The following is a 20,285-nucleotide window of genomic DNA, read 5'->3' on the forward strand; positions in this document are numbered from 1 at the left end:
TTAGGGACAGCAGGGCCGCTCGGATGATTCCGGCACGAGGGTGCTCAGGGACCTGGGAAGGGACCGTCAGGCCGCATGCTTGCAGTGAACGGGAATGAACGGAGCCGTGAGAAAAATCGCCTTTTGGACGAGTGAGTCCGACGGCGGTGGTGCTTGCTGAGGTGAGTGCGCAACGTGGGCTTGCCGCGCGAGCGCGCCGGCTCCATCAGGGGGAAGGGTCCGGGGGAATGGGAATGGGAAGCAAGGCGGTGCAAAGCCAGGATCGCTGGGCCTTCGGCTTCCTGCTCGCGTTCCTGGCCGCCATCTACATCAGCCCGGGAGAGTGGATCCCCGGGCTCGAGCGGTGGCGCCCAGCGTTGTTGACGTCGGCGGCGGCGACCGGGTTGATGCTCCTCGGGCGGATGGGGCGCCGGGAGCCACTGTGGGTGGACGGACAGCGCGGGGTGTTGCTCATTACATTCTGCGGGCTCGTCTTCGCGTCGCTGGGCTGGTCGCTCTACCCAGACGCCACGCGCTTCGCGGCGGTGGAGCTCCTCAAGTGGGTGCTCGTCTACCTCACGCTGGTGAACCTGGTGACGAGCGAGCGGCGCCTGCATTGGGTGTGTCTGGCGCTCGTGGTGGGCTCTATCGTCACCTCACACGGCGTCATCGCCTGGCACAACGCCGGAGTGGACATGGTGGAGGGCTACCGCGCGCGCTGGATAGGCGTGTACGCGGACCCCAACCGCATGGCGATGAGCGTGGGCATCATCGTGCCGCTGGCGGTGGCCTTCTTCGTGCGGAAGCAGAGCCCGTGGTTGCTGCGTCTGGCCTGTGGCGTGGCCGCGGCCATGGCCATCACCGCCATGGTGTTCAGCTACTCGCGAGGCGGTTTCCTCGGGCTGGTGACGGCCGCCGCGACGTGGGTGCTGTTGGAGCGACGCCTGGCTCGCACCCTCGTCGTCGTGGCCGCGGCTGGGGCCATGCTGGTGCTCTCACCGGAGAGCTTCTGGACGCGCACCCGCTCGGTGTCGACCTACGAGGCGGACGCCTCGGCGATGAGCCGCGTCCAGGCGTGGACGGTGGCCTCCCGGGTGAGCCTGGAGCACCCGCTACTGGGAGTGGGGGCAGGCACCTTCCCCTACGCATGGCGACTCTACGGGCCGCAGGAGTCGCGGGCGTATGCCGCGCACAACATCTTCCTGCAGGTCATCTCGGACCTGGGCTTCGTGGGGCTGGGACTCTTCCTGGCATTCATCGGGTCAGCGCTTGGGCCACTGTGGACGCTCGCGCGGGACAGGGAGCGAGGCTGGCTCGCACGAGCCATCGCCGCGGCGGTGGTGGGTCACCTGGTGTCCTGTCTCTTCGCAGGCTTCCTCGTGGCCGTGCACTTCTACGTGTTGTTCGGCATCGCGGCGTGCGCGGAGCGGTTGGCCCGCGCGTCACAACCCGCGCCCGCGGAGGGTACGTCCGGGCTGACCCCGGTGACTCCCCCCTCTCGGGAGGATCCCTCCGTCTGGGGGGCCGCGAACACGGCGTCAGGACACATCTCCGGTCAGCAGCGGTGAGCGACGGCCTCATCCACTGAATCATCCGACTCAAGGCCTGCCCGATGGCTTGACGGACGCGTCTGCGTTTCCGTGTAATTCCAGAGCGACGGCTCACCCCTGCGTCGCTTCTGGAGGTGCGCCGTGTCCATCCGTCATCGTGTCACTCGTTCCATCGGCACGCGGAGGGGCCCCTGCATCGGCGCATGGGCCCTTATCGTCCTCTTCCTCCAGTCCGCGTGTGCCACGGGCGTCCCTCGGGGAGGCATCCGGACGGCGGCGGAGCCCGGCGTCGAGTCCGCCACGGAGTACGCCGTGGACTTCCTGGAGCCCGGCGCTGTCACCACCCGGCCAGTGCCCATCCACAAGGCCGAGTTCCAGCGGACCTTCCAGCAACTCTCTCTCGACGTGCGGCTAGCGAGGAAGACTCCAAAGGAGGCTGCCCGCGAGCTGCTGAGCCTCTTGCCGCCGCAGCCACAAGACATTGAGACGGTCGCGAGCGCCGGGGACTGGAACCTGGAGACGTATCGCGGCCACGGCTACACCCTCGTGCCGAAGAGGCAGGACGGCCCGATTCGCCTCACCCCCAAGGCGGATGAAGCCTTGAAAGAGAAGTACCTCAAATGGTGTGCGCACCAGGGCAGCGGCGACTGCCTCGGCCTGCTGGACGATGGGCCGTTCTTGCACACGGATGATCGGCGCACGCTCGCTCTGGCTCTAGCGCTCGGCACCGTGCTCAACGAGACGCGCGAGGCCCTGAGTCGAGAGCTGCTGGACGTGCGAGCGCTCGTGTCTATGGTCGTCTGGGCAGTCGCCTTCTATTGCATGACGTGGGTGGTGCCCGAGCCGACCACGAAGGCCCTGGCGGCGAGCCTCACGGTGATTCTGGTGGGGTGGCTGGGACTCAAGACGGTGTACGGGCTGATGGACGGCTGGGCTCGCATGGCCGACACAGCACACCACGCCAGCACCTTCGACGAGTTGCGCACGGCAGGCGAGGAATTCGGCAAGGTGCTGGGCGAGGACGCGGCGAGGGCCATGATTCTCGCGGTGGCCGCGCTCAGCGGGCACACACTAGGGCAGGTGCTGGCGAGGGTGAAGTCGCTTCCGGGCTACAGCATGGCGGGTGCACAGTGGGAGGCTCAGGGCGGCACCGCTGTCATGGGGCGCATAGGGGCTGTGGAAACGTCGCTCGCCCAGGAGGAGAGCCTGGCCATGGCGGTGGCAACGGTGGAGATGGTGGCCGCCTCACCGCAGGGCCCCCTGGCCGTGGTGATGTTCAAGAAGGGGTCGAGCGATAGGGCGGGAAAAGCCTCTGGAAACCGCTCCGCCGAGACCGTCCTACGTCACCGGGGCGGCAACCGGCAGGTGGTGCTCAGCGACGGCCAACGCTGGCACCTGCCACGTGGCAAGTCGGCTGCGGACATTCCCGCAGAGGACAAGGTGGGAGACATGCTCCAAGAGGCCGTGACCAAGGCCGCGAAGGAGTGGGGACCTGACAAGCGTTCCTTCAAGGAGAACAAAGCCATCAACGATGCTTTGGAGCGAGGAGAGCACTGGCTCGCGCGACTGTTGGAGCGCGAGGCCCGGGGACGCTTCGTAGAAGAAGAGGTGTCCCGCCAGTTCAAGCACCTCTATAGCTTCAGCCGGAACAAAGGGGTCGATGTGGCAGTCCCAGGGGGCTACAAGTACGAGATTCTCTCCGGCACGGAGTCGAATCTGGCGCTGCATGGCAGGCGCATGGCAGGTGAGTTCTTCCGGATGCTCACCTTCTGAAAGGGCGGCGGATGCTCTACAACAAGATCTTCTACGAGGACCGGGAAATCGAAAACGAGCGCTTGGAGATGACCGACAAGGGCTCACTCTACTTCCTCGGCTCCAACGTGACGTTTAGGAATTGCACCCTCATCCTGAAGGTCTCCGGCAGGAATCTGATCTTCGACCAGGACACCCGGTTCATCGACTGCGCCTTCGAGGTGAAGCAGGAGTTGAAGAACCACCAGCAGTGGGTGTTCGCATCCCTCAAGCGTTGCCGCTTCAAAGGGCGCTTGTCGGGCTGCGACTTTGGCCACTGGCCTGGCTACTCGGAGAGAGCGGGGCACGGCTCCATCGAGGACTGTGACTTCACCGAAGCCCGCCTGGATGGCTGCCGCATCATGGGGTGTGATCCTTCCAGTATTCGCTTTCCCAAGTGGCCGTGCTTCACCATCCTGGACCCCATCGGGAGGGCCGCCGAACTGCGCAGCGTCCAATGGCCGGGCCGATTTGGCCGTGTTGTCATTGAGGACCTGCGTAACCAACCGGCCCCCACCAAGGCCTTGACGTTATCCGCTGCGGTCGAAGCAAAGCACTTCGAGACCACTCCGGAAGCTTTCAAGGCCGTCATCGAGAAGTTCGACTTCATCCTCTACTGAGGAGGCCAGGCCAAACCCGTTTCACCCCTCCCAGGTGGCCATCATCGCGCGCACTCGCTCATAGCGCTCCAGCAGCTCGGCACGTTTGGCGGTGAAGAGCACCATGAAGCCCACCACGCCCACGCCCAGCAGGGAGAGGAAGGCGGCGCCCATGCGGTGGTCTCGGATGCCAAAGCGCGCCAGGTTGGCGAGCACGCACGTCACCAGGAAGGCACTGCCCAGGTACACGTAGGAGCGGATACGCAGCGCCATACCCGCCGCCACGCCTACCAGACACAGCAGCACGCACAGCAACATGGCCCCACCGTCCTGGAACATGAGCGGCTTCCACGCCCCGGCCACGTAGACGATGGTGATGGCCAAGGCCCGCAGCTTCGCCCGCGTGTCCGGCTCGAGCGCATCGTGGAAGACGCGCAGCAGCACCAGCAGCGAGAGTCCTCCAGGAATGACGTAGTACTGCGGCTCTCCGGCGCCAGTGCCCACCCAGACGAGGAAGAGCGCCGCGTTGAAGGCCCCTACCGACACCAGCGAGGACACGCCCCGCTGCGAGGGGTGCACGGACAGCGCGGCGAAGTGGGCGGCATAGCCCACGAGCAGGGCCGCCACATACAGCGGCTGGTGCCACGGCGCAGTGAGCAGACCCGCCAGGGGGAACAGGAAGGCGCCCCACAGCGCCGGCCGGCGGAAGACGGGCAACCCCGAGCCCTCGCGCATCACGAAGACATAGAGGCCAGAGAAGAGCGCACCCCCCACCAGCGCCGCGATGCTGTCCGCCGTGCCCAGGCCTGAGGCCAGCGCGTGCAGGCGCACCGACAGGTAGCCGAGCACCAGCGTCCCCTGCGCGAGGAAGGCGGAGGTCTCGTCCTTCTCACGCACGGCACGGCGCACCAGGGCGAAGAAGAGCACCGCCAGACACACGCAGTCGACGAGCGCCGCCATCAGCACCCCTGCAGACCCGGGCACCAACGCCAGGCCGCCGAGCACCTCCACCATGGCTATCACTGCGAACGAGTGCCCCACACCCCGGCGCACCCGATCGCTCGCGAGGTACAGGGCCGCCGTGGCCAGCAGCGCGCTGAGGGCTCCGAAGAACGGGAGGATGAACTCCGCCCCCCGACCGGTGGACAGCAACGCCCCCACATGCGCGAGCAGCGCGTGCAGCCCCACCAGCGAGGCCACCCAGCCCACCACCGCGCGCTCGGGACGCCGGTACACCACCGCCCAGGCCGTCGTGATGCCAAAGAAGAAGCAGACCGCCGTCCCCGGATGCTTCAACTCCCTGAGCCCGAAGAGGGAGAGGAGTGACAACACCCAGCCCGCGTGGTGCAGCGCCGCGCCCACGCGGATGTCGCGCTCGTCCAGCCACGTGCCCACCATGCACAGCAGGAGCCCCGTGCCACTCACCACCGCGGGCGCCCAGAGCGGAGGCACCGCCGCGACGAGCACACCCGCCAACAACGCGGTGGCCACGTTGGCCATGGCCCGCTCGCGCGTCACCATCAGCACCAGCGAGGCGAGTCCGGCCAGCAGCGCCACCGGGAGGGGCAGCGCACCCGGCCCCAGGTTCAGCAGGTGCACCACCACGGGCACTCCCGTGGCGAGCGCACCCGCCATCCACAACGGCTCGCTCCACGTGTCGGGGAGCCCCGGCGACAGGCGCTCGGCCCACCGCGACACGGCGCGCTGAACGCGCCCCACCTGACACAGGGCTGACAGCAACGCCGCGCCGAGCGCCACCGCGCCAAAGGCCAGCGCCGACTCCGGACGCCACTCGAGGAAGCCGTGCTCCGGTGTCCTGCCCAACGAAGCACCGGCGAGCGCGAGCACCGAGGCCGTCAACATCCAGGGCAGCGAAAGGAGGAAGGCCCCCACCAGCAGCACCCCGGCCAATAGGGTGATGGCGCCGGGCGTAGGAGCATCCAGCACGAGCGTCCACCCACAGAGCGCGAGCGACCCCACCACGGTGACGGGCCGCAGCAACGTGTCCTCTGGCGTGCGGAAGAAGGCCCACAGCGCGCTAGGGAGGAGGTGCGTGAGGAAGCCGAGCGCCAGCAGCAGGACGATGGCCACCGGGTGGAGTGGGAGGCAGAAGAGCAGCAGGCCCACCCCAAGCCCCACGCGCACCGAGGGCTTCGGGCCGGGCAGCAGCACGAGCGAGGCCACGAGCGGTGCGAACACCCAGGGGCTGGCCTTCGTTTCGGGCACCAGCACCACGCCCACCAACGTCAACGCCCCCTGCATCCACCCCGACAGTTGGTGCGCAACCGCCTCCTCGCTCCTCCCGAGGAGCAGGACTCGCGCGGCCGGCAGGTGCTCCGCGGCGCGCACCACCAGGAGCGCGAGCAGCGGCAGCGCACACGCCCAGGGCATGGACTGCCGCGACTCAAGAACGAGGAGAAGGGTGAACAGGGGCGCGAGGGCCGCGAAGAAGGGCTGACGGTTGGCGCGCGTCCACACCAGGGGCAGCAACACCGTGCCCGCGAGCACCAGCAGGCGCATGGGCTCGTGAGCCCCCCAACACGCGATCAACAAGAAGGGAAGCGCGCAGAGACTCGCCGCGAGCGCGAAGCGACGCTCCCCGGCGAGGTGCCGGAAGGCCGCGCGATGCGACTCGAGGAGGGCGATGAGGCTCAGCAGCGTGGCCGCCCCCAGCGCATGGGGAGCCCGGAAGCGAGGGAAGAGATAGACGCAGACCCACAGCGAGGCGACAACGACGCTGAGGGACGGGTGGAGCGCACGCGCGGTGAGCAGGGCCGCGAAGGCAATTCCGAGCGAGAGCGGGTACGGCTGATTCCCGCCCGCCGCCATCGCCGCCACCACGGGATACACGAGCGCCACGATGCCCGCGGTGAGGGTGCTCGCGCTCCGGCCCCAACGCGCGGCGGCCACCGAGGCCCCCAACGCCCAGGGGATGAAGAGGGCCACGGACAGGGCCGGCGTCATCCACGGCCAGATGATGAATGAGCCCAGGGAAGGAAGGAGCGCGAAGCCGGCGAGAAGGACCGCGAGCGGACGCACCTCGGGCGTGACACGCGAGGCCAAGGCCACCGCGGCAGCGGCCAGGAGCACGATGACGCCAAACCAGGGCACCTGGATGGAAAAGCCCCAGACGAACGCCAGGAGGGCATAGGCGACGCCGGACCAGCCGAGCAGCCGCGCGCGGCCCCCGAGCCCACCCAAGACAGCGAGCCCCAACGCCGAGACCGTGAGCGACAGGGGCACCCACGAGGGATCGACGAGGCTGGCGAGCTTGGGCACCACGGCCGCGGCCCCGAAGCTGGCGACGGCGAGCAGATACGGATTGGCCAGGTTCCACGCCACGAGAACCCCGGCGGCACCACAGAGAACCAGGCCCATCAATGCGGCCCCATGGGCGCCCGCCTGGAGGCCATAGACGAAGCCAATGACCGAGAGCCACCCCACCGCGGCGCTGAAGGTGAGGCACGTGCGCCGGGTGCAGACGAGCGACAGCGCGGCGAACACGAGCGCCACCCCACCGCACACCACCGAGGCCACCGCGGGACCAAAGAGGACCTGGGCGGAGAACGAGAGGAGGAAGGTCAGCGCGGCGCCGACGATGGACAGGTAGAGCCGCTCGAAGAACAGCCCGCTGGTGACGCAGACAGCGATGAGCCCGAGCGCGGTCCAGAAGGCCGGACGCTGGTCGACGCCCGCGTGCCCGAGGAGGACGAAGAGGACACTCGCGACGGCGGTGGAGCGCAGGAGCACCTCGGCGCTCGCCTCGTCACGCGCCGAGGGGGTCCGCTCCGCGCGGTGACGCAACCACCCGGCGAGGACGACGCCCGCGAGCACAAAAGGCACGGCCGAGATCGCCCCGTAATGGAACGGAAGCTTACCGGACACCGGGTAGCCGAGCGCGGCCTTGAGCGAGTCGAGCAGGGACCGCACGACGCCCGGGACGAGCTGACCCGAGGAGGCATAGGAGAAGTACGCGCCGGCATAGACGAGGTACAGCCAACGCACCCGGGACAGCTCGCCCCGGGAGAGCCCGAACATGGTCCAGGTAAAGGTGGCCGCGGTGAGGAAGAAGGACGGGGGCGAGCCCGTGGCCGCGAGCACGAGACAGACCACCTGGAGCGAGGCGACGCCGACCGAGAGCGAATCCGCGGCCTCGTGAGGAGGAAGCCGGCGGAAACCAAGACACGTGGCGAGAAAGAAGGCGAGGAACGGAGCGTAGCTGCCGAAGGAAGGAGGCACCCCGGCGGCGGAAAGAGCCAGGTACAGGCGCACCCCGTAGAGCAGCAACAGGTACAGAGGCGCTGCCAGAGCGAAGGCGAGCGCCTTGGTATTCCGGGGCTCAGGGACGGACCGGCGAGAGAGCGCGAAGAAGAGGGCGCAGGGCAGGACGTTGAGCCAGAACGCGGGAGCACCGAGACGCGCGAGGAGCGTCGCGAGCCCCATCATCAACGTCGTACCGAGCAGCGCGAGCTGGACGAAGGGCCGAGAGGGCGCGTCGAAGGATTCAGCGGGCTTGCGGACGAGGGCGGCAGCGCCCACGGACCAGCCGAGGAGCAACGGAAGGAGAAGCGCGAGCGGAACCCCGTCCAGACTGAGACTGTCGAGAGGCCCGAGCGCAACGCCCGCGAGCGGAGCCACAGCGGCGCCGATGAGACCGAGGATGCGACCCGCGCCGGCGAGAGCCTCGCGGCGAGCGAGCAGAGCCCCACAGAGAGAGAAGGCGGCGGAGTAGCCCGCGGTCATGCCGAAGACGACGAGCGAGCGATAGAAGGAGGTGAGTCCGGCCCAGCTATCGAAGGCGAGATAGAGGGAGCCCGCGACGATGAGGAAGGCGCCGATGAACCAGCCAATGCTCTCGTAGAGGAAGGGGCGCCAGACGGTGTCCCAAGTAGAAACCTCCTCAACAATGCGAGCGGTCACCGAGCGAGGCGCAGGAGCCTCGAAGAGAGGCTCGGTGACAACAGGAGGAAGCGCCACCCCCTCTCCCTCTGGGAGAGGGCTGGGGTGAGGGTCAACAGGAGCCGTGCTCTCCTCTGGAGAACCTTGAGAATCCCCCGCGCTTTCAACCACCATCGGGGAAGGCCCAGGCTCCGCGTCCTGCCCCGCCAAAGACCCAGCGGGTTCGACCACGGTGTCGGGAGCCACAGAGACAGGGGCCACGGAGTCCGCGGGAGACTCAGCGAGCACGGAGAGCAGGATGCGAGCCTGCCGCTCATAGCGCTGGGTCAGATAAGTCCGAGCGCCCTTGGGGACATACGTGGAGTCCCACGCCTCCATCTCCGAGAGAAGGAAGTGAACGTGGTCGAGCTCTCGTTCGAGGACTTCGCGAGGACGTGGGGCCATGGCCTTGCCACACGCGGCACAGAGAAGTCCGCCGAGACGCTCCTGGCGGCAGGACGAGCAGTACATGTTGGGTGAAGCCCCCTACAACGACCATGCCGGGCGAGAAGCCCAGGGAAATGAGCAACTTGGACTTGGGGGTGCCACCCATACGACGCAGTGCGCCCAAGTCCATGTGCAGCCTACTGCACATGAGAACACGAGCGCACGGGGGAGCCTAGGCCCAGGCCCAACCGACATGCCCATCTGGGCGAATCAGGAGCCCGCTCAACCCACGGAGCTCTTCGCGGTCCTCACCCAGACGGGCCTGAACGACGTTCGTCCATCCCCGCCACGTCGGATCCAACTGAACCGCGGGTCCGTGGCCGCCTCGGAGTTGCAGCAGCAACCACTTCCCCTCGTGCATGAAGGAATAGAGCCTCTTCACGACTCCATCGAGCAGCGTCAGCTCCAGGTCAGGGAGCCGCTTGCCAATCAAGGCCGTCACGAGCCTGCCCTCGACCCGAGGGGCAGGTAGCTCCAGGTCCGGATAGGCCACGTCCATGGCCCCTAGACGCTCCGCCAGGGAGCGATTCAAGGCGGGGTCCTTCAAGAAGCCCGACATCAGGTCGCGCAAGGCCAGGACGGACGGTGTGCAGCCCATGAGGGCGGTCTGCGCCTCCGTGTTGCGAGTGAGCGCATGGCCCACGGGGTAGCGCTCCCGGTGGTAGCTCTCAAGCAGCGACTGCGGAGCCTGGTCTCGCAGTACGCCGGCGAGCTTCCAGCCGAGGTTCATGGCGTCCTGCAAGCCGACGTTGAGGCCCTGCCCTCCAGCGGGGAAGTGGATGTGCGCGGCATCGCCGGCGAGCAGGATGCGACCCGACCTGTAGGATTCAGCAATCCGCGTCTCGTTGCCAAAGCGCGACAGCCACTGAGGGTCTCTCATCCCGAGATCGCTGCCACAAATCCTCGTGACGCTCCGCCTCAACTCGTCGAGGGTGACGCTCTCCTTGACCGGCACCTGCATGCGTTCGGGATCGAAGACGATGACGCGGTGGAGGCCGGGACCGAGCGGGACGATCATGATGCCCCCCCGGGCGTTGATGGCAGAGAAGGCAGGCGTCGAAGGAGGCTCGGCGAGGACCACGTCGCCCAGCATGGCGGTGACCGAGGTGTCCGTACCCACGAAGCGGATCCCCGCGAGTTGCCGGACGATGCTGCGCGCCCCATCCGCGCCCACCCCATAACGCGCGCGGCAGCGGAAGTCCTGGCCCGAGGCCGAACCAACGAGGTCCACGCCATCGGCATCCTGCCGCAACTCCCGAATCTCGTATCCACGCCGGATGTCCACGCCGAGCGCCCGGGCGCGCTCCTCGAGCAGCGTCTCGGTGACGACCTGGGAGATGAACAACGTGAACTTGAAGGTCGTGTCGAGCGCGGAGAAGTCCAGCCGCGTGTCGAGCATGCCGAAGTGGCCGGTCGGCAGGGGCTTGCCGCGCTCCAGGAAAGGCCCCTCCCATCCGCGCAGCGCCAGGACCTCAATGGAGCGCGGATGGAGCGTCAATGCGCGCGATTGCTGGACCGGCTCACGCCGGCGCTCGAACACCGTCACGGCAATGCCAGCCAGAGCCAATTCGCAGGCAAGCATCAACCCTGTCGGACCACCGCCCACCACAGCGACCTCGATGACATCCTTCATACCGGAACTCCATGGCAATGATTGTTCATGCATCACCATAGGAGTCGGCGCGTCTGGCGTGGTATCGTCATCCAGCCAAAGAATACCGACTTTCCGCCAACATGCCGAAGCCCAGTGAGCGCATCATCGCCGCCATCGAGCGTCCGGACGACCCGGCGCTCATCGCCATACCCATCCACTCGGGCCAGGATCCCGAGCTCGCCCGGCACCGCCATGTGCGAGGGCAGCTGTTCTCCATCGAGAACGGGCTGCTCGTCATCCATACCTCACGCGGCAATTGGCTCATGCCACCGGGAATGGCCGGCTGGATTCCTCCCGGCACCTGGCACTCGGCGCAGTGGTTCGGCCCGACGAGCGGCTGGAGCGTCTATGTCTCGGCCCCGGCCTGCGAACAACTGCCCAAGGAGGCCCGTGTCGTGCGGATGTCCCGGGTGCTGGAGAGCATCGTCGAGCGCGCCACGGACTGGGAGCTCGGTGCGCCGCTCAGTCCGCCCCAGGCCCGCTTGGCGGAGGTCGCCATCGACGAGCTTCAGGTGGCGGAAGAAGAGCTGGCACTGCGCCTGCCCATGCCGCGGGAGCGGCGGCTCGCCGCCATCGCCCGGGCACTCCTCGCGGATCCAGCCGATGCAAGAAGCATCGGGGCCCTGGCCTCCTGGGCGGGCATCAGCGAGCGGTCCCTGACGCGCCACTTCAAGCAGGAGACGGGCATGACCTTCGTGCACTGGCGACAGCAGGCAAAGCTGGCACGCGCCCTGGAGCTGCTGTCGGAGGGAGAGCCCGTAGGAAACGTGGCCTTCTCCCTGGGCTACGAGAGCGTGAGTGCGTTCATCGCCATGTTCAAACGCTTCCTCGGAACGACCCCGGCCCAGTGCATGGCCGGGCGTCGCAACCCGGAGGCGAGGAGATAGAAGGAGGGACGAGCCCTCCCCCTGCCCTACCCGCGCAGGAACGCGGTGCCGTGACTGCCGGGCTGCTCGGCCTCGCGCAGCACGGCGTCGTTGGGCGAGATGCCCACGATGTGGATGGCCTCAATGCCCTCCTCGAGCATCTCCAGGCTCTCCTCCACCTTCGGAATCATCCCGCCCTGGATGACACCGGAGGCGATCTTCTCGCGGGCCGCGGCGGGCGTCAGCGTGGGCAGGCGAGTGGACGGATCATCCTTGTTGGCGAGCACGCCGGGCACGTTGGACACGAGGAACAGCTTGGCTGCTCCCAGCTTCGCGGCCACGCGGGTGGCCACGGTGTCCGCGTTGATGTTGAGGACGTTGCCCTGCGCGTCACCCGAGAGCGAGCCGAGCACTGGAACGAAGCCCGCATCGGAGATGCGCTGGAAGGCCTCGGTGTTCACGCCGGTGACGTCGCCCACCAGTCCGAGGTCCACCGGGTCGGGGCCCGCGCCGCTCATGACCTTGGGAGGCCGGCGCTTCGCGTCGATCAGCCCCGCGGACATGCCGGTGGTGCACAGGGCGGGGACTCCGGCGATGCGGAAGGCCGAGGCCACGTCCACGGACACCTGGCCCGCGAGCGTCATCTTCATCACCTCGAGGGTGGCCTCGTCGGTGTAGCGCCGGCCGGCCACCATCTTCGGCTGGAGGCCGAGCTTCTTCTGCATCTCGGTGGCCTGGGGCCCACCGCCGTGGATGACGGCCACGCGGATACCCGCGTCGAGGAAGGCGCGCACAGCGGCGCCCACGCTCGCGGCCAGCTTCTGCTTGTCCATGGCCAGCTCGCCGCCAATCTTCACGACGAACCAGCGCCCTCGAAAGTCGGTGAGCTTGCTCACGGCCACAACCCCGGCTCGGCGAGGGTGAGACGCTCATCCCAGCCCATCATCACGTTGAAGCTCTGGATGGACTGGCCCGCGCCGCCCTTCACCAGGTTGTCGAGCGCCGAGAAGCACACCACGCGGCGGGTGTTGCCCGTCACGGGGCCCAGCGTGAAGCCCACCTCCACGTAGTTGCTGCCGGACACGCCCACGACCTCGGGCTGACGGCCGCCGCCGACAATCCGGATGAAGGGCTCGTTGGCGAAGGCGGACTTCCACGCGGCGGTGAGCTGCTCCTGCGTGACGGAGGCGGGCACCTCCGCGAACGAGGTGGAGAAGATGCCGCGCGGCAGCGGCGCCGACACGGGCACGAACTCCAGCGACATGTCCTCCTTGCCGCCGGCAATGCGCAGCGTCTGGAGAATCTCGGGGATGTGCTGGTGCTCGAGCGGCTTGTAGGTGCGCAGGTTCGCCGCGCGCAGCGGGTGGTGCGTGGTGATCTGCGGATTGGCACCACTGCCCGAGGAGCCCGTGGCCGCCACGGTGTGGATGGGGCCGGAGAGCAGGCCCGCCTTGGCCAGCGGCAGCAGACCGAGCGCGATGGTGGTGGCGAAGCAGCCGGGGCTCGCGATGTAGCGCGCCTTGCGGATGGCCTCGCGGTTGAGCTCGGGCATGCCGTAGGTGAAGGTGCCGTCGGTGAGCATCTGCGGCGCCGGGTGCTCCACGCCGTAGTACTTCGCGTAGGAGGCCGCATCGCGCAGGCGGAAGTCGCCCGACAGGTCCACGATGCGCACGCCCGAGTTGATGATGTCCAGCACCACCTTGGCGGTGGTCTTGTGGGGCATGGCCAGGAAGGCCACGTCCGCGCCCGCCACCGCCTGAGCGGGCGGCATCTCCTGGAAGGTCAGGTCGGTGAGCCCGGCGAGGTTGAAGTGAACGTCGCCCACCTTCTTGCCGATGTTGTCCACCGCGGTGATGCGCACCACCTCCACGTTCGGGTGGAAGAGGAGCCGGCGGAGGATCTCCGCTCCGCCGTAGCCGGTACCGCCGATGAGGACTGCCTTGACCTTGTTGGCCATGTGCGATGTCTCCATGAGGGACTTCCTGGGCGGGTGTATAGGGGCTCCCCCACCGGGAAATCCACCACGCCGCACCACTGACGCGGCGGGCCATGGGGAGCTGTTCACACAAGGGCACTGGCCTCGGAGCGGAGGCTATGGAACGTTTGAGTCCCTTATGAGCACGGAACTGAAGCTGCGCCCCATCGAGCCGCGGGATGACGCGGCGGTGGCGGCAATCATCCGCAAGGTCATGCCCGAGTTCGGCGCGAATGGGCCGGGCTTCGCCATCCAAGACGCCGAGGTGGACGGGATGAGCGCGGCCTACTCGCAGCCGGGTCGGGCCTATTGGGTGGTGGAGGACGAGACGGGCCGGGTGGTGGGTGGTGGAGGCATCGCCCCGCTGGAGGGAAACGAGCCAGGCGTCTGCGAGCTGCGGAAGATGTACTTCCTGCCGGAAGCGCGCGGGCGCGGCGTAGGCGAGCGGCTGCTGCGTCAGAGCCTGGAGTTCGCGCGGGAGGCGGGTTACCGGACGTGCTACCTGGAGACGCTGTCGGGGATGGAGCAGGCGCAGAAGCTCTACCGCCGCCTGGGCTTCCAACAGCTCTGCGCGCCCATGGGCGCCACGGGCCACTTCAGCTGCGACCGCTGGTACGCGCTCGACCTGCGCTCGGCCGAGTAACAGGACTTCATAGCCGCGAGCAGGAGCGGGCCCCAACCACCGGGGTGCCCACTCCCGCCGCTGCGCCCTGAGGACTACTTGTCAGTCGCGTCCTCGATCTTGTCGCCGGCCTTCTCGGCGGCGTCCTCGGTCTTGTCGGCGGCGTTCTCCGCGGAGTCCTCGACCTTCTCACCGGCCTTCTCGGCGGCGTCCTCGGTCTTCTCCCCGGCACGCTCGATGTCCGACTCGGCGCCCTCACGGGTATGGCGGCAGCCCACTCCCGTCAGCAGGGTTCCCAGCGCCAGAGCCAGCAGTGCCTTCTTCGTCATGCGTCTCTCCTCTTGTGTGGCCCCGGCTTTCGGCCTCCGGAGCCGTTTCATGCGCGGGAAGGTAGGAACGTTTTGCCGGCTGCAAAGGGCTTGCGGAAAGAATTCGTGCCACGGGCGTGGCGGGCCCTCAGCGCTTCTGGCGGGAAGTGACCACCTTCGTCGAAGCGACGTCCGCCTCGGCCGGGCCCGAGACATCCAATCGTGCCCGCGACGACACCCGACGGCTGGTTCGTGACCTTCGTCATGTGCAACCTCCGTCCCGAAAAGTCAGTGCCACATCATGACGAGTGTCACCAGCAGGCCGAGCCCGGTAAGGCCCAACCCCAGCCACGCGCGCCAGCGCAGCGCACGGGCCGGCGGTGTCCTGGCACGAACGAGCGCCACGATGTTCACGACGAAGGAAGCGAGTTGGATGGCCACGCAGAAAGGAAAAAGCGAAACGAGGCCCAGTCCCAGACCGACGTTCAACAGGGTGATACCGGAATCTGAGTCCTGCTGCTGAGCGACGGTGCGGCTGCGCAGCTCCCAGCAGGCGACGCACATGGGGAGGGCCTCGGGGCGCACCCGGCGTTCGCAAGCCGGGCACATGAACGAGCCACAGCGCCCACAGGTCCAGTTCGCGAGCGCCTCGGGGTGGCTGGCACAGGTGGCTCCCTCGGGAGCGGGAAGCAGCGAGCTCATGCGCTCCGCCGCGCCCTCTGCGCTCCAGGCAACGCCTGGCCCGCGACCAGGTGGCGAGCAATGGTATCGGCCGCGAAGTCGCTCGGAATCTTCAGCGTCACCTGCCCCTCCGCGATGCGCTCCACCAGGGGGCCCTTGTTGCGCAGGAAGAGGAACCAGACGGTGATGGGCAACGCGAAGGCGAGCACTATTCCCGGCGCGCCGAGCCCGGGCGTGCCGTTCTCTCTCAGCCCACTCATCAGCAAGAAAAAGCTTCCCATGCACAGCACGATGGCCAGCACGACGGAGAAGCCGAAGAGGAGCTGGCCCCGCTTCCACTGCTTCCAGGCATCTTCAGTGAAGGGGAGCTGCCCCTTCGCTCGCTTCGTCAGAGCGAACGCGATGAGGGCCGCGATGAGCACGTTGAGGACGACGAAAAGGCTCACCCATCGCGGGTACCAGGAGAACTTCACGTCCTTGAAGACCACACCTTCGGTCTGCCCGGTGACGATGCAGACACGGGGCAGATCGAACTCGTTCATCTCATTGGCGGGCAGGACCAGCTGGGGCATGCACCCGTTTCTACTTCAGGCAACGAGCCCATGACCATCCGTCACGCGCTCGGGCGCGCCCACGGTCAGGAGAGGCTCGGCATGCCCTTCACACGGCGGCAGAGCGCGGACGCCGCTAGGAAGCCGTAGCTGAAGCCCCTGCGGAAGAGGTTCTTGTAGACCCATCCCACCCCGGGAACGGCGGCAATCATGTCGCCAAAGCTCCACATCTCCTCATGAGCGTGGATGAGCGGCTTGAAGTCCCCTCCGGGCGAAGTGGGTGCCAGGAGCGTGAAGTCGTAAACGAGGATGGTCCTGAGCGGATAGGTGTACAGCCAGCTGAACTGCTTCAGGTTCATCACCCCGTCGACGATCGCGCGGCCCTTGAGGCCACCCTCCTCCAGTTGGACATTGAGCTGGGTGATGTCGAAGTCGAACGAGAACATGCAGTGGAAGCCCGCCGCTCCGCGCCGGTAAGTCTCTCGGCCAGCCCCGCGCTGCCAGGGGTCCGTGAAGCTGACGTCCTCCGCCAGGAAGGGCAGAACCTCCTCATCCAGGACATCGGCGGGAACACGGGTGTCATAAAGCAGCTCGGTGATCCGCCGAAAGCGCTCCTCCAGCGATTGAATGAGTGTCCGCTCGACTCTGCGCATAGGCCTCCCCTGCCCTCCCCCGGATAGCGACACCACCACGCCACTGAGGCGAGAACAGGGTAGGCATCGAGAAGCCCCCGGGGAAGCCGCACATCGGCTCCGCGCGGACGCAGCCCGCCCACCCCAGGGATGGGCGGAGGCCGCGAGCTGCATCAGATGCAGCGGTAAGCCACGATGCAGGTGCCCTCATACACCGGAACAATCGTGCCGTTCTCGCAGAAGCCAGGGCCCGGCGGCACCAGCTGCGGACAGACGATCGCGGAGGACTGGGTGGACAGGCTCTCGCTGCTTCCCACGCCCTCACTCTCCGAACCCTCCACGCCACAACCCACCAGCGCCGCCCCACACATCACCATCGCGATGCGTCCAAGAAGCTTCATTGAATTTCCTCTCAAGTGAAGTGAGCCCGTCTAGCGGGCGCGGCGCTTCTATCCGCGCGAGCGATGACAGGCAATCCCAGTCTGCATGACTTATCTTGATGGACTGGATAGGCGGGTTTCGACACACACAGTGTGCCGTCCGCGAGAGGAGAGCGACCAGCAGTCCAGGTGAATGGCTGTCATTGCAAGCAGGGTAGACAGATCTACTTACGCCTGGCGGCCTGTCCGCCCGGCGGCGCGTCAGCAACCAGGAGCCACACCCACGGGGCATCCCCATCTTCTCCCGGAAAGGGAGGTGCCCGATGGCACAGGACCAGGACAGGGAGAAGCTGCATTCTGACGAGGACAAGGAGAGGTTGTACCCGAAGGTGGACTCGGGAGACGTCTCGGGCCAGGGACGGGAGCGGCGGCCGGACGAGGAGTACCCCAAGCAGCGCAACGCGGGCGAGTTCGGCACCCACGGCGGCCCCAACAAGCCCGGGAAGGAAGACAAGAGGACGGTCCATGCCCCCGGCAGTTCCAAGGCGGGCTCCCAGTAGTCGGCGGGCCCCGGCGAGCCTCCGCGGACGCACCGTCCGCGAGGCCCCGGAGGTCCCTCCCCGCGCGGACAAGGAGCCCCTCGACATCGAGGTGGTGCTGGCACGGGTGCGCGAGTCCATCCGGGGTTTCGCGGATGCCGCCATGTTCGAGCTGGCAGCGCGCGGCCACACAAGCCTCTTCGAGCAGCTCGTGGGCTGCATCCTGTCCATCCGCACGCGGGACGAGGTGACGCTGCCGGTGGCGCTCCGGCTGCTGTCCCAGGCCCGCACGCCCGAAGCCATGCGCAGCCTGGGGCCGGAGCGCATCCACACCCTCATCCGCCCCGTGACGTTCCCCGAGCCCAAGGCGCAGACGCTCCACGCCATCGCAGTGCGGACGGTGGAGGAGTTTGGCGGCGAGCTGCCGTGTGACGCCGACGTGCTCCAGTCCTTCAAGGGCGTAGGGCCCAAGTGCGCGCACCTGGCGCTGGGAATTGCGTGCGGGCAGGCGCGCATCAGCGTGGACATCCACGTGCACCGGGTGACGAACCGCTGGGGCTACGTGCGCGCACGCACTCCCGAGCAGACCCTGGCCGCGCTGGAGGAGAAGCTGCCCCGGGCGCACTGGGTGGAGCTCAACCGACTCCTGGTGCCCTTCGGCAAGCACGTGTGCACAGGCACGCAGCCCCGGTGCTCCACGTGCCCCGTACTGTCCATGTGCCAGCAGGTGGGCGTCCGTCAACCACGCTGAGCCGCGCCGGGCTCAGCGGTCCACGGCGAGGATCTGCGTCACCTGCCGCGCGAAGCGCCGCCACGGGTTGGTTCGCCCACCTCGGGCGAGCGTCATCTCCTTCGAGTGCTTCAGGTCCCTCGCCCAACACGTCTCGAGCTGGGAAGCCAGATGCCGGTCCGCCACCACCAGCGAGCCCTCGCGCATGCGGTGCAGCGACAGCGCATCCAGGTTGGTGGAGCCCACGACGCTCAGCCAGTCATCCACGAGCACCGTCTTCGAGTGCATCATCGAAGGCTGGTACTCCCAGATGCGCACCCCACCCTTCAGCAGCTTCTCGTAGGTGGCGCGCTGCGAGGCGCGGACGATGCGCCAGTCATGCACGGGCCCGGCCGCGAGCACCCGCACATCCACACCCTGCTTCCGCTTCTCCAGCAGCTGCTCGAGGATGGCGTTGGGCGGAGTGAAGTAGGCGTTGGCGATCCACAGGCGCTCTCGCGCCTCGGCGAACACCATGCGCAGCATGCGCTCGGCGTCGGAGATGCCGGAGGCCCCGATGCTCTCCACGAAGCCGGCGCGCGCGTCGCCCACCGGCTCCAGCTCCGGGAAGCAGCGCTCCGGCAGCAGCGCTCCGCCGCACTCCTGCCAGGCCCGCGCGAAGGTGAGCTGCATCTCGCGCACCGTAGGGCCCTCCACGCGCACGTTGGTGTCGCGCCACTCCTCGGGGCTGTCTCCCTGGCCCTGCCACGACTTCCAGATGCCAAAGCCTCCGGTGAAGCCCCGCTTCCCGTCGATGACGACGAGCTTGTGGTGCGTGCGCCCGAACAGCCGCCCGAGCCACCTGCCCGACAGCGGTCGGAAGTAGTGCACCTCCACGCCCCCGTCGCGCAGCCGCTGCTCCACCTGCGGATCAAAGTCGTGCTCGCCCCGAACCTCTTCGCTTCCCACGGGGTCCACGATGACGCGACAGGCGACTCCCGCGCGGGCGCGCTCACACAGCGCCTCCACAAGACGGTTGGAGGGCTCGCTGGGCCGCCAGATGAAGACGAGGATGTGGATGGACTCGGTGGCCTGGCGGATGGCGCAGCACAGCTCGTCGAAGACGGCTCCGTTCTCTACGAGCTCCACCCGGTGGCCCGGCTCGAGTCGCACACGCGTGGACTGATAGAGCGCATGGCAGAAGGCCCGGAATCCCGGCGGCAGTCCCATCGGCCCGCGCATCTCATGCTGGCGGTTGAGCTCGTCAGGCCTCTCCCACCCGTGAGTTCCCGTCGATGGCGGTTCCATGAGCGTGGGAAGGTAGGGACGCGGCGCGCCACGGGAAGCCCTGGCGAGGTCCGGGCCCGCTTGCCTGCCTCCTCAACATGTACGTGAGTTCTGCCCCCGCTCCCACCCCGGCCTACTGAATGGAGGAGGGAGCACGGAACACCTCTCCGTCGCGCCCCTCGAGCACGAGGCTGGCATCGTCCTTGGGCGACACCCGCAGCGAAGCCCGGGGCTGCCCCTGACGGTCCACGAGCAGCAGCCCAGGCGCGCCGTGCTCGTCAGCGCCGAGAATGGCCCGGGGGCGCCCGTCCTCGTCCGCGAGCTCCAGGCGCGAGGAGCCGTCCGTCATGAGCGACACGGAGAAGAACTCGGTGCCCCCGTTCTTCCCCAGTGCCAGACGCGGGGCCTCGTCCGAGTACACGGTCAGCTCGGCGAGCATGGCCCCCTCGGCGGTGGCGAAGCGGAGCCGGGGCGAGCCGCTGTTGTCTACGCCCAGCAGCGCCCGGGGTCGGCCCTCGGTGTCGTGCAGCACCAGGCCCCCCTCGCCCTCCTCCTTCGCGGAGAGGGTGGCGCGGGTGCGGCCTTGCGCATCGCGCAGGGTCAACCGCGAGGCCACCAGCTCCCCTCCCTCCGCGGGCCACATCGGGCGCAGCGCGGCCACCCCCACGCCCAGCGCCCCAAGCGCGAGCGCGACAAAGGTGACGGACTGCAGGCGGCGGCAACGGCGCTCCAACTGCTCCAGGCGCGAGTCCAGGCTCTCCATCCTGTCGAGACCTC

Annotated in this window: 18 protein-coding genes; 7 read left to right on the forward strand and 11 right to left on the reverse strand. The window is 67.9% G+C overall.

Going from position 1 to position 20,285, the window contains the following annotated elements:
- Nucleotides 1–227: 227 nt before the first annotated feature.
- From F0U60_RS45685 to F0U60_RS45695, 3 genes are all read left to right on the forward strand, one after another.
- The gene (locus tag F0U60_RS45685) at nt 228–1,547 is read left to right on the forward strand and encodes an O-antigen ligase family protein (RefSeq protein ID WP_395809882.1); all 1,320 of its coding nucleotides are present in this window, start codon (nt 228–230) and stop codon (nt 1,545–1,547) included.
- A 123-nt stretch (nt 1,548–1,670) separates the two neighbouring features.
- Nucleotides 1,671–3,302: a hypothetical protein gene (locus tag F0U60_RS45690; RefSeq protein WP_395809884.1), complete on the forward strand. Its 1,632-nt coding sequence runs from the start codon at nt 1,671–1,673 to the stop codon at nt 3,300–3,302.
- A gap of 11 nt (nt 3,303–3,313) precedes the next feature.
- Complete coding sequence (locus F0U60_RS45695) at nt 3,314–3,940, forward strand: hypothetical protein (RefSeq protein ID WP_395809886.1); 627 nt, start codon at nt 3,314–3,316, stop codon at nt 3,938–3,940.
- Between the two features lie 21 nt (nt 3,941–3,961).
- On the opposite strand, the gene F0U60_RS45700 is transcribed toward F0U60_RS45695, so the two are convergent.
- Both F0U60_RS45700 and F0U60_RS45705 read right to left on the reverse strand, forming a co-directional pair.
- A complete protein-coding gene (locus F0U60_RS45700) occupies nt 3,962–8,896 on the reverse strand; it encodes a hypothetical protein (RefSeq protein WP_395809888.1) in 4,935 nt (1,644 codons plus the stop codon).
- Between the two features lie 580 nt (nt 8,897–9,476).
- Complete coding sequence (locus tag F0U60_RS45705; RefSeq protein ID WP_395809890.1) at nt 9,477–10,937, reverse strand: FAD-dependent oxidoreductase; 1,461 nt, start codon at nt 10,935–10,937, stop codon at nt 9,477–9,479.
- 101 nt (nt 10,938–11,038) lie between these two features.
- On the opposite strand from F0U60_RS45705, the gene F0U60_RS45710 reads away from it, so the two are divergent.
- Nucleotides 11,039–11,845: an AraC family transcriptional regulator gene (locus tag F0U60_RS45710; RefSeq protein ID WP_395809892.1), complete on the forward strand. Its 807-nt coding sequence runs from the start codon at nt 11,039–11,041 to the stop codon at nt 11,843–11,845.
- Between the two features lie 26 nt (nt 11,846–11,871).
- Here the strand turns inward: F0U60_RS45710 and argB are convergent, their stop codons facing one another.
- On the reverse strand, nt 11,872–12,720 hold the full coding sequence (argB, locus tag F0U60_RS45715) for an acetylglutamate kinase (protein ID WP_395809894.1): 849 nt from the start codon (nt 12,718–12,720) through the stop codon (nt 11,872–11,874).
- Nucleotides 12,717–13,796, reverse strand: a complete 1,080-nt coding sequence (gene argC, locus F0U60_RS45720; RefSeq protein ID WP_395809896.1) for an N-acetyl-gamma-glutamyl-phosphate reductase — start codon at nt 13,794–13,796, stop codon at nt 12,717–12,719. Before argC ends, argB begins: the two co-directional genes overlap by 4 nt.
- 142 nt (nt 13,797–13,938) lie before the next feature.
- Here argC and F0U60_RS45725 point away from each other — a divergent pair, with 142 nt between their 5' ends.
- Nucleotides 13,939–14,442 (forward strand): GNAT family N-acetyltransferase, encoded by a 504-nt coding sequence (locus F0U60_RS45725; protein ID WP_395809898.1) that lies wholly within the window; start codon nt 13,939–13,941, stop codon nt 14,440–14,442.
- A gap of 74 nt (nt 14,443–14,516) precedes the next feature.
- Here F0U60_RS45725 and F0U60_RS45730 read toward each other — a convergent pair whose 3' ends face one another.
- The 5 genes from F0U60_RS45730 to F0U60_RS45750 all read right to left on the reverse strand — a co-directional run bounded on the left by F0U60_RS45730 (nt 14,517) and on the right by F0U60_RS45750 (nt 16,994).
- Nucleotides 14,517–14,750, reverse strand: a complete 234-nt coding sequence (locus F0U60_RS45730; protein ID WP_395809900.1) for a YtxH domain-containing protein — start codon at nt 14,748–14,750, stop codon at nt 14,517–14,519.
- Nucleotides 14,751–15,017: 267 nt separating this feature from the next.
- Entirely contained in the window at nt 15,018–15,431 is a 414-nt protein-coding gene (locus F0U60_RS45735; protein WP_395809902.1) for a hypothetical protein, read from the reverse strand.
- A complete protein-coding gene (locus F0U60_RS45740; RefSeq protein WP_395809904.1) occupies nt 15,428–15,982 on the reverse strand; it encodes a hypothetical protein in 555 nt (184 codons plus the stop codon). Before F0U60_RS45740 ends, F0U60_RS45735 begins: the two co-directional genes overlap by 4 nt.
- 65 nt (nt 15,983–16,047) lie before the next feature.
- Nucleotides 16,048–16,614: a hypothetical protein gene (locus F0U60_RS45745; RefSeq protein WP_395809906.1), complete on the reverse strand. Its 567-nt coding sequence runs from the start codon at nt 16,612–16,614 to the stop codon at nt 16,048–16,050.
- A gap of 152 nt (nt 16,615–16,766) precedes the next feature.
- Nucleotides 16,767–16,994 carry a hypothetical protein gene (locus F0U60_RS45750; protein WP_395809908.1) on the reverse strand — a complete coding sequence of 76 codons (228 nt, stop codon included), beginning with the start codon at nt 16,992–16,994 and terminating at the stop codon, nt 16,767–16,769.
- Between the two features lie 302 nt (nt 16,995–17,296).
- On the opposite strand from F0U60_RS45750, the gene F0U60_RS45755 reads away from it, so the two are divergent.
- Nucleotides 17,297–17,533, forward strand: a complete 237-nt coding sequence (locus F0U60_RS45755) for a hypothetical protein (RefSeq protein WP_395809909.1) — start codon at nt 17,297–17,299, stop codon at nt 17,531–17,533.
- Nucleotides 17,499–18,263 (forward strand): endonuclease III domain-containing protein, encoded by a 765-nt coding sequence (gene nth / locus F0U60_RS45760; RefSeq protein WP_395809911.1) that lies wholly within the window; start codon nt 17,499–17,501, stop codon nt 18,261–18,263. Before F0U60_RS45755 ends, nth begins: the two co-directional genes overlap by 35 nt.
- A gap of 12 nt (nt 18,264–18,275) precedes the next feature.
- Here nth and F0U60_RS45765 read toward each other — a convergent pair whose 3' ends face one another.
- Nucleotides 18,276–19,451 carry a phosphatidylserine/phosphatidylglycerophosphate/cardiolipin synthase family protein gene (locus tag F0U60_RS45765; RefSeq protein WP_395809913.1) on the reverse strand — a complete coding sequence of 392 codons (1,176 nt, stop codon included), beginning with the start codon at nt 19,449–19,451 and terminating at the stop codon, nt 18,276–18,278.
- A gap of 190 nt (nt 19,452–19,641) precedes the next feature.
- Complete coding sequence (locus tag F0U60_RS45770; RefSeq protein WP_395809915.1) at nt 19,642–20,271, reverse strand: hypothetical protein; 630 nt, start codon at nt 20,269–20,271, stop codon at nt 19,642–19,644.
- Nucleotides 20,272–20,285 lie beyond the last annotated feature (14 nt).

The sequence above is a fragment of the Archangium minus genome (genome assembly GCF_044360475.1).
GTDB lineage: Bacteria > Myxococcota > Myxococcia > Myxococcales > Myxococcaceae > Archangium > Archangium minus.

Coding starts and splice junctions, on each gene's coding strand:
- F0U60_RS45685 (WP_395809882.1), top strand. CDS start 228: ATGGGAATGGGAAGCAAGGCGGTGCAAAGCCAGGATCGCTGGGCCTTC.
- F0U60_RS45695 (WP_395809886.1), top strand. CDS start 3,314: ATGCTCTACAACAAGATCTTCTACGAGGACCGGGAAATCGAAAACGAG.
- F0U60_RS45705 (WP_395809890.1), bottom strand. CDS start 10,937: ATGAAGGATGTCATCGAGGTCGCTGTGGTGGGCGGTGGTCCGACAGGG.
- F0U60_RS45710 (WP_395809892.1), top strand. CDS start 11,039: ATGCCGAAGCCCAGTGAGCGCATCATCGCCGCCATCGAGCGTCCGGAC.
- argC (WP_395809896.1), bottom strand. CDS start 13,796: ATGGAGACATCGCACATGGCCAACAAGGTCAAGGCAGTCCTCATCGGC.
- F0U60_RS45725 (WP_395809898.1), top strand. CDS start 13,939: ATGAGCACGGAACTGAAGCTGCGCCCCATCGAGCCGCGGGATGACGCG.
- F0U60_RS45730 (WP_395809900.1), bottom strand. CDS start 14,750: ATGACGAAGAAGGCACTGCTGGCTCTGGCGCTGGGAACCCTGCTGACG.
- F0U60_RS45735 (WP_395809902.1), bottom strand. CDS start 15,431: ATGAGCTCGCTGCTTCCCGCTCCCGAGGGAGCCACCTGTGCCAGCCAC.
- F0U60_RS45740 (WP_395809904.1), bottom strand. CDS start 15,982: ATGCCCCAGCTGGTCCTGCCCGCCAATGAGATGAACGAGTTCGATCTG.
- F0U60_RS45745 (WP_395809906.1), bottom strand. CDS start 16,614: ATGCGCAGAGTCGAGCGGACACTCATTCAATCGCTGGAGGAGCGCTTT.
- F0U60_RS45750 (WP_395809908.1), bottom strand. CDS start 16,994: ATGAAGCTTCTTGGACGCATCGCGATGGTGATGTGTGGGGCGGCGCTG.
- F0U60_RS45755 (WP_395809909.1), top strand. CDS start 17,297: ATGGCACAGGACCAGGACAGGGAGAAGCTGCATTCTGACGAGGACAAG.
- nth (WP_395809911.1), top strand. CDS start 17,499: ATGCCCCCGGCAGTTCCAAGGCGGGCTCCCAGTAGTCGGCGGGCCCCG.
- F0U60_RS45765 (WP_395809913.1), bottom strand. CDS start 19,451: ATGGGACTGCCGCCGGGATTCCGGGCCTTCTGCCATGCGCTCTATCAG.
- F0U60_RS45770 (WP_395809915.1), bottom strand. CDS start 20,271: ATGGAGAGCCTGGACTCGCGCCTGGAGCAGTTGGAGCGCCGTTGCCGC.